Here is a 13,329-nt window from a genome sequence, read left to right as displayed (position 1 = left end):
TTTATTGATAACAGGTATACGAAGGAAGGGTTATGTCTATTCAAAAAAAGCTTAAAAAAAAGACCAAAAAATTCATTAAATCTAAACATATGCTCAGTAGCCTTACCGTAGCATCTTTTTTAGAATCAACTATAGTCCCCATTCCGCTAGAAGCTATTTTAGTGCCTTTAATGCAAGCACGCCGTGAAAAACTATGGCTTATTGCACTTATGGCAACACTGGGTTGTATTATTGGCGCTTTATTTGGTTATGCCTTAGGTTATTATCTATTTGATGCCGTGGGTGATTGGATTATTAATACTTTTTCAACGTCAGAACAGTTTGAAGGCGTCAAGCAAAAAATGGAAAACCAAGGCTTCTGGTTTGTAATAACTTTAGGCATTGTTCCTGTTCCATTTCAAATCGCTATGCTTGCTGCCGGTGCTACTAAATATTCACTGACACTTTTTTTAATTGCCGCAACAATTGCCCGCTCTATTCGTTATTTCGGTTTAGCCATAATCGTTTATTACGCGGGTGATAAAGCAGAAAAACTCATCCGTAAGCATAAAACCAAAACAATGATTGTTTTAACGATGATCATTTTAGCTATGTGGGGTGTAAATAGTTTTTTTTAATAAGTTGTTTAAACTTACTCACTACGGAAAAAATACCTGATAATCAAACTTCACTGTAATTGTAAAATTTACCTACACCCTGTTTTTTTTACAATTTTCTATTTAAAACAAAACACACAAAAACAGATAACAAATTGAATAATAAGGATTTATTAATTGGCCTGTGATTTGCTTTATACATAGAGTAATTTTTAATTCATACAAGGAATTCATATGAAATTTTTTAAAATATCTCTTTTAACAGCAATAATAAGTACTTCAGCAATGGCAGAAGAAACTATTGATAAAACATGGGAATTAGGTGTTTTTGGCGACTATATTAAATCAAGTACCGCTAAAGAAAGCTCAATAGATTGGCAACAAATGGAAGCAGGTAAATCAATAGGTATTGACTTACAAAAAGCCGTTAATGACTTTTGGAAAGTAAGAATAGAACTTGCTCGTACTCGCTACGATGTTTTTAACGGTACAGATAAATCTTATGGTAATCGTTACGGTGTTGACGCTATTTATACACCTGAAGACTCTGACATGTACCTATTTACTGGTGTAAAACGCTTCAACAATGCAGAAAGCTACAACGCCCTTAATGTTGGTGTTGGCTATAACTTCAAATTAAGTGATCGTTCTTCATTTTATACTGAAGCCGTTGTATATCGCGATGTTGATTATGGCTATACAGACCAAGGTTTCAAACTGGGTTATAAATATGCTTTTGGCGACACCAAAAAAAGCACACCTGCAAAAATAGACAAACCCGTTAAAACGGCAAATGTTCAACCTATCGTGAAAACAGAGCTAGATGGCGATAAAGATGGTGTGTTTGACAAAAATGACTTGTGTAAAGACACGCCAGCAAACGTAAAAGTAGATTCTAGAGGTTGTACGTTATATGCAGAAGAAAGTGTATCTATTAAATTAAACGTTAATTTTCCTTTGGAAAGCGCAGCATTAAGCCCTGCTTCAATGATAGAAATTCAACGCTTAGCCGACTTCATGAAAGAATACAAAAATACCGATGTTGTTATTGAAGGCCATACCTCTGCAACAGGCGAAGCAGACTACAACTTAGCCTTATCAGAAAAACGCGCTTATTCAGTAAAAAACGCATTGATTAATAACTTCAATATTAGTGCTAACCGCCTAACTGCAAAAGGCTTTGGAGAAACTCAGCTTCTTTCTCAAGGCAATACAGCTGCCGACCATAAAGCAAACCGTCGTGTTGTTGCTCAAATAGAAACAACCACCAAAAATGTGGTTGAAAAATAGCTACACAAAACAGCTATAAACCATAAGAACACAGGGTATAAATAGGTTAATAACTATTTATACCCTTTTTTATATTCAAGGAGTCAGAATTGACATCTTCTATTATGGACTATATGATTCGTATATTAATCATATATGGAACGTATAATGGGAATAGTTAAAATATCTGACGAATTACATGATGAAATCAGAAAATCGAGTAATGTAATGTCTAGATCTATTAATTCACAGGCTGAATTTTGGATCAAAATGGGAATGCTTGCCGAGTTAAACCCAACACTCACTTTTCATGAAATAATTAAAAATCAATTACTAAAAGAAAATCTTACTATTGCAGAGTTATTACATGAATAAAACCATGATAAAAACTGATGCAGAAATTAATTTTATGAGGGAATCTGGCAAGCTTTTAGCCCAGGTATTTAAAATGCTTGATGACTTTATTTGTGAAGGTATAACAACACTAGAGATTGACACTAAAGTAGAAAGTTATATTGTTAATGAATTAAATGCCCGACCCGCCAGTAAAGGACAATATGGTTATCAGTATTCACTCAATACCTCTGTAAATGATGTGGTATGCCATGGTGTTCCCAATGATAAATTCCCTTTGAAAGCAAAAGATATTTTAAATGTTGATATCACCTTAGAAAAAAATGGTTTTATCAGTGACTCAAGTAAAATGTATATTTTAAGTGCAGCAAGCCCAGAAGCTAAACGTTTGGTTAAAACGACTTACGAGTCTATGTGGAAAGGTATTAAAGCAGTAAAACCTAAAGCGACACTCGGCGATATTGGTTATGCAATTCAAAAACATGCAGAATCGGCTGGTTATAGCGTCGTTCGAGAATATTGCGGTCATGGTATTGGTAAAGAAATGCACGAAGATCCTCAAGTGCTGCACTATGGAAAACCTCATTCAGGTTTGGTATTAGAAGCAGGCATGACATTCACTATTGAACCCATGATCAACCAAGGCTCAAAAAAAATAAAAACCAAAAAAGACGGCTGGACAGTTGTAACTCGCGATAAAAAGCTTTCTGCTCAATGGGAACATACAATTTTAGTTACCCAAACGGGTTATGAAGTACTAACCCTTCGTGAAGATGAAATACTAACAGCCAAAACAGTAAAACACTAACGTTTAAAACCGCGCCTAAAGCACCAAATCAACGCCAGTTCATTCAACCTTATTGATTAAATGTAAAAACTAAAAAAGCACCTACGGGTGCTTTTTGGGTTATTAATTATTGATATCGCAAGCACTATAAAATATGGTGCTGAGTTAAAAATTCGTGGTAACTAAAACGCTACAGCTTCATTAATAACTGCATTAATCCAGATAAAGAAGAATGAGAAGACGTACCTGTATCGCTTACCATTCCTTTAACAACACCTGCACCAAAAGCCGCGGCTATTCCTTCTTCAGACGCTAATAACGTATTAATATTTGATTTGGCGACTAAGCTGGTATGTTGGTCAAACGCACAAGCTGCGGTGTAAATTTGCTTCGCGTTTTCTACCTCTTTTATTTCATCTTTAATAATAAATTTCATGCTAGTTACCTTCTACAATTTGCGCAACCGTCGAGTGGAATCCCACTAATTTCCATATACTTTTTAACTGCTTAAATAACCATAAACCTAAAGACGTATTAACAACGAGTAACAGAATGATAGACAGGCTTATAGAATCAATAAATTTATAAACCACTAAACCTATGCCAATATTTAACAGTATCCATATTACCGCTCCTATAACAACAAGCGTTAAGCTAATAGCAAACGATAACAAAATAGCGCTAAGGCTAAGCTTAGCCTCAGCAACTACAAGGTTTTTAGAGGCGATTAGCCTGGCAATTTTACTTCCAAATAAAGCTTCAATACTGTCGTAGGTTTTCTTGAAAGAAGCACTTTGCTCCATGCGCTCTTCGTGATGTTCTTTAACGGTATGCTCTTGTTTTGGAATGCTCATGCTAATTTATGCCTCGCTTATCTTCTTTTTAAAAGTGACGACACCAGCATACCTACGGTAAACGCTATACCCGCGGTAGCAACAGGATTTTCGATAGCATATTGCTTAACGCCAGATTTATCCCATTTCTCTTTTAATTCACTTTGCTTTTGCGCCAGCGTTGCTGAGCTGCTTTGAGCGGTTGCACGCAAAGTGTCTTCTGCTGAGCCTACTTTCTCGGCTAAAGTGTCTACCGACTCATGTAAAGTACCTTGTAACTTATCCGCTACTGGATGCTCTTGTGCTACATTTTTTTTGATTACAGGTTTAGTTTCTTGTTTTGACTGTGCCATGTTAATTATCCTTTTCTGTTGAATGTAATTAAGATTAAATTAAGTATTTTTAAGCTCGTTCAATAACGTATTAAGACGCCATTTCAGTAAGATAATGATCCGCTAGTTTTTCCTTTTCACCATCAGACAATGCTCTACCTGCCTGCTGAAAGAACTCTTGCTCTTCTTCCTCTAAATGGTGATCTACTTTGTGAGCTAATTTTTTAAATGTTAATAACCATTGTGGCGAACTCATATCTAACGCATCTAACTCAGCAATAAACTTATCAATTTGATGATGCTCGGCAACACCGTGTCGAGACAGATCAACCGTATTGTCTAATTGCATCAATGGCGCGTAAAAATGTCTTTCTTCCGCTACGGCATGGGTTTCTAATTCAGCTTTAAGCTGTTGATAATATTCGGCTCTAACGTCTGAATCACCATGAGTGTCTAGCAACAATTTAATAAGTGCCCTTTGTTTATCGTGATCATTACGTAATGCTTCAAATATCTTCATGTGGTCTCCTACAAGTCGTTTGTTTAAAGTCATAAGCCTGTATGTACTCAGCTAATATCTCTCACGTTTAGGTAACAACAAAATGTACATATTTCAGAATAATAACGAACCACGTCAGTATTAAATGCCATACCTTGTTACCGCTCGTTACGCCTAAACGTTTAATGTTCACTTAATAAGGTTCAATATCTGTACCAACTAAAATAAAAACGTAAGCACTTGAAAACATGAGGATTATTAAAATATAGGAAAAAACAATAAATTGCAGACGTAAGATGTACACACCCTACGTGAAAGATTTACACGGAAGAGATTAACGTTAAAGAATGTAGACGGGAGGTTATGTTTTTGAGGAGGTTTAAATAACAAAAAAGCTAACGATAATTTTAGATTGGAGTTCAGTGTTATCTTGTGCTTTATTAATGACTAACAGCGTGACCATAGAGTTTATTTCCAATAGGTCGTTTAACTAAATAAATAGACCCATTATTCTTCATTTCTTTGATTTTATTCAAAGGAATGTAATCCGGTATTAACGTAAAATAGTTACTATTACTTAGATCACCATACCGAATACTAATATTGCCATTGATAGAAAAACTTTCCATAAACTATAGCTACATTGTCCTCACTAACACGAACAACTTTAGCTAATTGATATTTGTTTTTAAGATCTAATTTACCATTGAGTAACCTTAAATCTAAAAAATAAATATCATTAAATTGAGGCTCTAAAATATAAACTGCGGTTTCTTGTTGCTCTGTTTGATGCAAAGTAAATCTGTCATACCCAAAGTATGCAATCACAAGTAAACAAACCAACAAAACGAGTTTATTTAGGGATATTGATGATTTGGCTATGCGTGGTGACGATTCATCGATATGTGGCACTATCCTTAATCCTTTAAGTAGTATTGTAATGCTTTACTAAGCCTTTAAAAACTACGTAGAAAAAGTTCTTATGAATGTGTGGTTATCAACCACTTGTCAAAGTTTCCCACTTAGTGACTCTTTCCCTAATCTTACCCATAGAATCTTCAGCCAATTCTGTAATTTTATCTTGGTTTTCTTTTGCCTTATCCCAATAAGCTATCTGTTTATTTCCTTCATTTGGATCATCGTATTGATAAGCTATAGACTCCGATCGGCTCTCTTTTTCTATAGCTCTTATTGATTGATATATTTCGCTAGGATAGAAAGGTCTTTTCTTTTCACGAATGACATAAAGCGCTCTTAAAGCATCAAAGTATCGAGTTAATCTTTCTTTTTTTACTTCTTCGTCCGTCTTATTTGGAACAACAAAGTCCAATGCTGGACGTAAACTTAAACTCGCATCTCGAACGTCCACTAAAAGAGCTGAAAGTTCTGCTAAAACTTCATATTCTTTCTCATATCTGAAGCCGTGAGTATTGATTTGAGAGGATAATTCAGCTCTAGTTGATTCTAACTGCTTCGCATGAACTAACTTCACATCCTCAATTTTTTTAGTAATACTTTCAATATCTTCTTTTGTAGCTAAATTTTTACCTTTTTCTGATGAGTAAGAGAATAAAAATTTCCTAAAGAAAAAAAGACTTCCAATACCCATTAAAATTAAAAACTGAATAATCACTATAATATATAATTCCAAGAGCCTATTTCCTATGACTTATACAATATTGTTAATCAAAAAACTTGTTAGCTAATCTTAGAAACGAAGAAGTAAAAGCCAACCACCTTCCTTTGTAATAACATGTTAAGTTTTAACTTTGTACCCGCCAAAACACCAGCCTAAAACACCTCCAATAAAAATAACAGGTAGCAAAACTACAATCTTAAATTTTGAAACTTCAATGTGTATATCTAAATAACTTAAAACATCTTCAACATAAGGAAATAATAAGCACATAACGAGTAAAGTTATTATAAAGTTGAGATAGACAAAATTATTAGCTTTCAAATTAATACCACAGCTAGTGCAGCTTGTTGAGAATGCATTTTTAGCTCGAATCCAATCAGTAAACTTGATCGCTTTTTCTTTACACTTTGGACAATCCATAGTCGAAATTCCTTAGACACACAACAACTTATATAAACGCTTCAATGCAACGCCCACTTCCATATCTAACAACTTACCAGAAATCACAGTAAATTCAATCTGATAAATTACCAAGCTTAAAAACTTAACTGATGATTACGAGGGCATAATATTGGTTTCAGCATTACCCATGTAATTAATGGGCAAGCTAAATATAATGAGGTGATCTGCTGGAGGGGATTTCTAGATGTGTTCTATTAATTATTGTTTACTGTTTTTTTTATGACTTACCTTAAAAACAGTATTTATTGCGGCCATATTTTTTGGCTTGATACAGTTTTATATCTGCTTTTTTAATAAAGTCTGACGGGTTTAAATCGGCTTTGTTTTTATAGGTTGGAGAATAGGCTGTAACGCCAGCGCTAATGGTTACATTGCGATGTTGCGCTTTCGGTGAATGAAGAATATTTAAGTTGTTAACTGACTCAACAATATTTTTAGCGATTTTTTTCGCGCCTTCTAAATCGGTAAAAGGCAATAACATAACAAATTCTTCGCCGCCAAATCTGGCTACAAAGTCTTTAGAACGGTGTTTAGTGCTGGCTAAACATTGTGCCACTTGTGCTAAGCATTCATCACCTTTTACATGGCCAAATTCGTCGTTGTAAAACTTAAAGTTGTCTATATCAATCATAATAAGTGCAACTGAACTTTCGCCTCGTATAGCGGCTTGCCATTCTTCTTTTAATTGTGTGTCGAACGACATTCTATTGGCTAGACCCGTTAGTGCATCGGTTTTGGAAACCTGCTCAAGCTCTTTACTGCGTTTTACTAATTTCATGTGATTTTTTACACGTTTAAATAAAATATTAGAACCTGTTTCGTTTGATATGTAGTCAATTGCGCCTAATGATAAGGCTTTTTCTTCTTCAAATTCGCTGTAGTGATCACTCACAAAAATAACTTGAATATGTTGGGTGGTAACGTGTTGTTTGACAAATTTACACACGTCTAATCCTGACATGTCGGGTAAATGGGTAGATGATAGAATTAAATCAATTTTCTCATCTAAAATTATTTTTAAAGCACCTATGGCATCAACTGCCGTTTTTACGGTGTAATCATTATCAAAAATATCAACCCACTGATTTAACTGCTGCTCAAACTCGTGCACTAACAATAGCGTTAACTTTGTTTTAGTTTCAGTGCTTGATACTAAATGCAGTTTTTTTTGAGTAGATGACAATTGATAAACATCCTCTTTTAAATAAGCTTGGCGTTTCATTTTATATTCTCCTTAATGTAAAAATGTTCGCTTGCTCATTATATCAGCTTCATCACGAATAGTTGTATTGGGTTTAGCATTAAATAAAGTAAAGCACACCGAAGTGTGCTTTTTTAAAAAGCTTAATAAATTAACTTAATGCAACTTCTAATTTATTAATAACCGACTTAACGTCTTTAGTATTGGTAGCAATGGCTACGGCTAATTCTTTAGCGCTGTCTGAATCCACCTCACCCATTAGTGTTACTACACCGTTTTCAACTTCTACTTCGATGTTAGTACCACTTACTTCTGACTCTAGTAACAGTTTGGTTTTAACAACCGCTTCAACTTTCGAGTCGGTTAACGACACTAAAATTTGCGCGTCTTCACCGTTGTCTTTCTCTAGTACGGTAAGCTTGTTTTCTACTGACTTTACGCCTTCTAAGCTTTCAACTAACTCGCCAGCTAAGGCTTTATCTACTTCGCTATCAACCTTACCAGTAAGAATAACAACGCCACTTTGAACGTCTGTGTTTATATCAAAGGAATTTAAGTTACCGTTAAATAGTAAAGTGCTTTCGGCTTTACCGTCTAACCATGCATCTTTAGATCTATCTTCCCATGTGTTGTCTGCATAAGCTGCAGTTGAACCAAGAGTTAATAACGTTACTGTAACAATAGAACGAATTGAGTTTTTCATAATATTCTCCTTTAAATTAATTCACTTTAACTGTTGCGACTATCATGCCAAACCATAACAAATTGATTTTTAAAGGATATTTAATTTTTGGCGATTTGTTAGGTTATTATTTATAGCGCTTTTTACAAGCCATAATGTAAAAGTTACATTCGTATTTACTAGATAAATAAAAACGCCATTGTTGCTACAACAATGGCGTTTAATGAATTACTTGAGCCGAACTAAGCTTTACTTACATCATCAAGTTCTATTTACCTGATTGCGCATTAACATATTTTTTTAAAAGCACAGGTAAAATAGTAATGTCGGTCACTAACGCGACTATCATGGCGATACTGGTAAGTAAGCCAAACAACATACTAGGAACAAAGTTTGAGAATACTAGTGAGCCAAAGCCAACAACAATAACCGTGGTGGTATAGATAAGTGCATAACCTACCGAACTATTGGTTTTTAGCACAATGTTCGGTTTGTTCTCGGTGTCGATATTGTCGTTGTTACTGCTTTTTAATTCGGCCAAATAACGATGCACATAATGTATGGTATCGTCCATCGAGATCCCCATCGCGACGGCTGCTATTGTAATGGTCATTAAATCGAGTGGTATCGAAAAAATCCCCATTACTCCCATAATAACGGCTGTTGTTATAAAGTTAGGGATCAGGGCAATAATCGCCACTTTAAAAGATGAAAATATGATCATTAACGTTATTGCCATTGCACCGTACACAATGGCTAACGTAACAATTTGCGAATTAACTAAGCGCGATAGTATGTCTTCGTACAATATGAATAAGCTGGTTAATGTGTATTGATCTTTTTGTACGCCTAATGTGTTTAATTCTTTATGAATATTTGCCAGTAGGTCTGCCCTGTTTAATCCTTCGGTGCTGTCTTGCACTCGCATTGAAATACGTGCTTGATTATCGCTTTCAGAGAAATACGCACCAAAAAGGTCTTTTTGTAAGTCAGGCGACAGGCTGTTATACAATGCCGTTAACTCGTATTCGGTTAACGGTTTACCATTAACCACTTGGGCTATTTTAGTAAAGTCAGCAACCGATGTTATGGCGCCAATCGCTTCGTTTTTTACCAACATGTTTTGAATGTTCGTAATGGTTTTTACGGTATCGGCTGAAATAACTAAATCGGTTTTTGTTTCGTTTTCAGGAATATTGTACAAAAGGTCGAATGGCGTAGAACCACCAAATTGCTGGTCGATAAAAGTTAATTCTTTGCGTACATCGGTAGACTCGTCAAAGTAATTTAAAAAGCTATTTTCTGCCGTTAATAACAAACAACCGCCTAAACCAATTACCGTTAGCAATACCGAACTCACCACAATGCGCTTAGGTTTATGAATAACCGTACGAGCAAACCATTGCATACTTTTTTCAACCACTTTGTGTTCGGTCACGTAGGTTTGTTTATTAAAAAAAGCGATAAGTAATGCAGGGAAAAACACCAAGCTCACAATAAAGCTAACCAGCATGGCAACAACCATCATCCAACCAAAACTAATAACAGGCTGTACACCACTAAAAATAAGCGAACCAAAACCAATAGTGGTGGTTAGGCCGGCAAAAAAACACGGCTTAATTTTTTGTTTTATTGTCGCTATGACTAGTGCTTGATGCGACCAGTCTTGATGCTTTTTCACGAGCTCTTGGTAATGCACAATTAAGTGAATGATCATGGCGAGCGACAAAATGATTTGGAGTGCAAATACATTGGCTGATATAACGGTAACTTTAAACGCCAGCGCCGTTAATAAACCTACCGTAATAACCACACTGGATGCACAGCCAATGATAGGCAGTAACACCCAACTTACTTGACGAAATAAATACGCAAGAATAATTACAATTAAACAAAAAATAGCTGAGCCAAACAGCACTAAATCGTTTTGTATTATTTTGATCAGTTCGTACGTAAGTAAGTTATTACCACCTAAATAAAAGTCGCCTGTGTTTTGGTAAGGCTTTAATATCGAACGTATTTCTTCAATTTCGCTAATACGTTTTGTTTCTAATTTTTTATTGAGTTGAGCACTTTGATCTTTTAATTGATTAAGCTGAGTTCGCTCTTTTTTAGAAAGCTCTCGTGTTAATACGTGCTTTTTAATATCAATAATGTCGTTATTAATGCGTGTGAGTTCAGGATCAGCTTTAAAAACAACTTGTAACGATAAAGCCGTTTGCTCTTTATTAATTAATAAATCTTCGTAAAGGGGATGATTTTTTAAGCTGAGTAAAAGCGTATTTTTAGAAAATTTTTGCTCTTCCCACGTTAAGGTGTTTACCTCAGCAATAAACGATTTAGCCGCAGTAAAAATAGGCACATTTACAATGCTATTTACTTTTTTAACACGTGTAATAGTCGCTATTTTTTTACCTATTTCGGAAACCGCTTGTAACGTTTTTTCGTCAACAACACTTTCAGTTTTAGGCTGATAAGCAATAAGAATAAACTCTTCTGAACCATAACGCTGGTCGGCAAGTTGCGTCGCAATAAAGTGCTTATTATCGTCAACTAATAAAGTATCTGCCGAGGCGTTAATTTCAAAATCTTTCGCTTGCCAAGCTAACGCCACTGTAATTACGGCAAAAGCGATACATATAAAATACGCAGAGGTTTTTAAAGAAAATTTAAACATTACTTGCCACCTTTATTGTTTACGCTAAAGGCTTCTTTACGTATTTCTTGTCCATCACGTTGTACGTTTTGCATATATAAATTGCGAACAAATTCATAGCGGTTATCAACGTTTTCAAGCACTTTCGGATAATTTGATAACACCGGAACTTGCTCGTGCACACCATCAACTATTAATAATTGCTGAGCGGCACTTTCATCATTAATAAAATTTAATGGATGAGTAAAATAATTGAATGTTAATGAACCTGTGTCTCTAAAGTCTGACGGCCCAAGTAAAGGTAAAACAATATAAGCGCCATAACCCACACCATAAGATTGCAATGTATTACCAAAGGTTGTTTTGTTTCTTTCTATGTCCATTAAGTCGTCAGCGGCATCAAATAGCCCTGCAATGCCTACCGTGCTATTAATAATGATACGCTTTATGCTTTCCCAACTTTCAGCAAAGTTACCCTGTAGTAAGTGATTTAAGGCGTAAAGGGGTTCGCGCAGATTGTAGAAAAAATTAGTAATGGCTTGATCAATCACTTCAGGCATTATTTTTTCATAACCCGCCGCTACTGGGCTTAGTACATATTCGTACGCCGCGTTGTTAAAAGAAAAAATAGGTTCGTTAATAAATCTTAGTGGATCTTCAGGAGCCGTGTAACTGACAACGCTGGGTTGATTCATCACCTCGGTTTCGTACGGCCCTTTTTGCACTTCAGCCGTTTGAACACTATGAGTTACAGCTAGGTTTTGTTTATGATTTATCGATTCGGTTGATGAGCATGCAGTTAACAGTAAAAAACAAAACACCATACCTACGTATATAAGTTTTACGTAAACATCACCACAAACATTATTCTTGTGAGCTTTTAACATGTTGCCCCCTTAGTTATGTAGAAATTATGATTAAGATTCGCTTTTTTGATTTTTTGTTTGAAATTGTTCGGTTAATACTGTGCTTAGCTCTTTACCGCCTTTAGCACCAAAATCGAGTGTTCGAATAGGAAATGGAATTAAGATATCTGCTGTTTCTAATGATTTTTTTATACTAGAGATAGCCCCGTGCCTAGCCGCCATATAACCTGGTTCGCCGGGGTAATCTATCCAGAACCAAACTAGCAGATTAATAGCGCTGTCGCCAAAGCTTTCAGCGAAAACAGCGGTTTCATTTTTTCTAATAACAAAATCACATTTATTTAATGCGCTAACAATAACATTAGCCGCTTCATCAGGGTCATCGGCATAAGATATAGATACGGGTACTTCGACCTTCCGCCTTCCCAAAATAGTAAAGTTAGTTAAAATATTACGAAATAATATTTTGTTTGGAATAACTTCGATTTGACCCGAAAAAGTTTCAACCAGTGTGTTTCTTAAATTAATGGTTTGAACGCTACCAAATACACCATTAGCTTCAATAACATCGCCCATTTTAAAGGGTTTTCTGATGCCCATCACAATGCCAGCAATAAGGTTTTCTGTCATGTCTTGAAAGGCAAAACCAATAGCAAGGCCGATAATACCTGCACCAGCAAGTAACGAGGTTACGGTACCTTTTAAGCCGATAAAGTCTAAGCATATAAAGATACCCAGCATGATTAAACAGCTTTTTATAATAGCGGATAATAAATCAGCTATTTGTCGAGAATCGAATGTACGCCTTAAAACATTACGTATAACCTTGCCCGCTATACGTACAAAAAAAGAAAAGAAGATAATAAAAACAAGCGCAACAATTAAGTTAGGTATGTGTTGTACACCTGTTTCTAACCAGCGACTGAGTTTGCTTCCAATAAGCTCCCAATATTTATCTACATTCAATAGCTCCATGTTTAATAAATCCATAGTTACCTCTACGATCAAAATAATATTATGGATGTTGCAACATTTACGCCTAAACATAGGTTATTGATGTATAAGTGATTTATTTTATTTCAAACTATCTTTATGTCCCTATAGAGTAAATTTTACAAAATAAATTGTTAGTTATTCATTATGATAATTTCAT

General features: G+C 35.2%; 16 protein-coding genes. 4 read left to right on the top strand and 12 right to left on the bottom strand.

The annotated features are described in order from the left end of the window. Positions 1–32 precede the first annotated feature (32 nt). From ACM9HF_RS13865 to map, 4 genes are all read left to right on the top strand, one after another. Positions 33–617, top strand: a complete 585-nt coding sequence (locus ACM9HF_RS13865; RefSeq protein ID WP_473609731.1) for a YqaA family protein — start codon at positions 33–35, stop codon at positions 615–617. A gap of 213 nt (positions 618–830) precedes the next feature. Next, a complete protein-coding gene (locus tag ACM9HF_RS13860) occupies positions 831–1,886 on the top strand; it encodes an OmpA family protein (protein WP_473609728.1) in 1,056 nt (351 codons plus the stop codon). Positions 1,887–2,033: 147 nt separating this feature from the next. Further along, a complete protein-coding gene (locus ACM9HF_RS13855) occupies positions 2,034–2,240 on the top strand; it encodes a ParD-like family protein (RefSeq protein ID WP_077343124.1) in 207 nt (68 codons plus the stop codon). Further along, positions 2,233–3,027, top strand: coding sequence for a type I methionyl aminopeptidase (gene map, locus ACM9HF_RS13850; RefSeq protein WP_473609722.1), 795 nt, complete (start codon positions 2,233–2,235; stop codon positions 3,025–3,027). The genes ACM9HF_RS13855 and map overlap by 8 nt, the downstream gene beginning before the upstream one ends. A gap of 169 nt (positions 3,028–3,196) precedes the next feature. Here the strand turns inward: map and ACM9HF_RS13845 are convergent, their stop codons facing one another. The 12 genes from ACM9HF_RS13845 to ACM9HF_RS13790 all read right to left on the bottom strand — a co-directional run bounded on the left by ACM9HF_RS13845 (position 3,197) and on the right by ACM9HF_RS13790 (position 13,151). Continuing rightward, positions 3,197–3,442, bottom strand: a complete 246-nt coding sequence (locus tag ACM9HF_RS13845; RefSeq protein WP_077343120.1) for a hypothetical protein — start codon at positions 3,440–3,442, stop codon at positions 3,197–3,199. Between the two features lies 1 nt (position 3,443). Next, positions 3,444–3,860: a hypothetical protein gene (locus ACM9HF_RS13840; protein WP_473609715.1), complete on the bottom strand. Its 417-nt coding sequence runs from the start codon at positions 3,858–3,860 to the stop codon at positions 3,444–3,446. Positions 3,861–3,877: 17 nt separating this feature from the next. Then, entirely contained in the window at positions 3,878–4,192 is a 315-nt protein-coding gene (locus ACM9HF_RS13835) for a DUF883 domain-containing protein (protein ID WP_473609711.1), read from the bottom strand. Between the two features lie 70 nt (positions 4,193–4,262). Next, positions 4,263–4,691: a hemerythrin domain-containing protein gene (locus ACM9HF_RS13830; protein ID WP_473609707.1), complete on the bottom strand. Its 429-nt coding sequence runs from the start codon at positions 4,689–4,691 to the stop codon at positions 4,263–4,265. A gap of 576 nt (positions 4,692–5,267) precedes the next feature. Beyond that, positions 5,268–5,582: a hypothetical protein gene (locus tag ACM9HF_RS13825; RefSeq protein ID WP_473609703.1), complete on the bottom strand. Its 315-nt coding sequence runs from the start codon at positions 5,580–5,582 to the stop codon at positions 5,268–5,270. Positions 5,583–5,667: 85 nt separating this feature from the next. Beyond that, positions 5,668–6,321 (bottom strand): hypothetical protein, encoded by a 654-nt coding sequence (locus ACM9HF_RS13820; protein ID WP_473609699.1) that lies wholly within the window; start codon positions 6,319–6,321, stop codon positions 5,668–5,670. Between the two features lie 105 nt (positions 6,322–6,426). Next, positions 6,427–6,729 (bottom strand): hypothetical protein, encoded by a 303-nt coding sequence (locus ACM9HF_RS13815; protein ID WP_473609697.1) that lies wholly within the window; start codon positions 6,727–6,729, stop codon positions 6,427–6,429. A gap of 271 nt (positions 6,730–7,000) precedes the next feature. Next, positions 7,001–7,993, bottom strand: a complete 993-nt coding sequence (locus tag ACM9HF_RS13810) for a GGDEF domain-containing protein (protein ID WP_473609693.1) — start codon at positions 7,991–7,993, stop codon at positions 7,001–7,003. A gap of 130 nt (positions 7,994–8,123) precedes the next feature. Next, complete coding sequence (locus tag ACM9HF_RS13805) at positions 8,124–8,675, bottom strand: BON domain-containing protein (RefSeq protein ID WP_076420688.1); 552 nt, start codon at positions 8,673–8,675, stop codon at positions 8,124–8,126. Positions 8,676–8,922: 247 nt separating this feature from the next. After that, complete coding sequence (locus ACM9HF_RS13800) at positions 8,923–11,331, bottom strand: efflux RND transporter permease subunit (protein WP_473609688.1); 2,409 nt, start codon at positions 11,329–11,331, stop codon at positions 8,923–8,925. After that, complete coding sequence (locus ACM9HF_RS13795; RefSeq protein WP_473609684.1) at positions 11,331–12,197, bottom strand: MlaA family lipoprotein; 867 nt, start codon at positions 12,195–12,197, stop codon at positions 11,331–11,333. Before ACM9HF_RS13795 ends, ACM9HF_RS13800 begins: the two co-directional genes overlap by 1 nt. Positions 12,198–12,227: 30 nt before the next feature. Continuing rightward, positions 12,228–13,151, bottom strand: a complete 924-nt coding sequence (locus ACM9HF_RS13790) for a mechanosensitive ion channel family protein (protein ID WP_473618308.1) — start codon at positions 13,149–13,151, stop codon at positions 12,228–12,230. Positions 13,152–13,329 lie beyond the last annotated feature (178 nt).

This window comes from Colwellia sp. RE-S-Sl-9, from assembly GCF_048296855.1.
In the GTDB taxonomy this organism is placed as follows: Bacteria; Pseudomonadota; Gammaproteobacteria; order Enterobacterales; family Alteromonadaceae; genus Pseudocolwellia.
The sequence above is the reverse complement of the archived record's forward strand: the minus strand, read 5'-3'. Positions and strand labels throughout refer to the sequence as shown.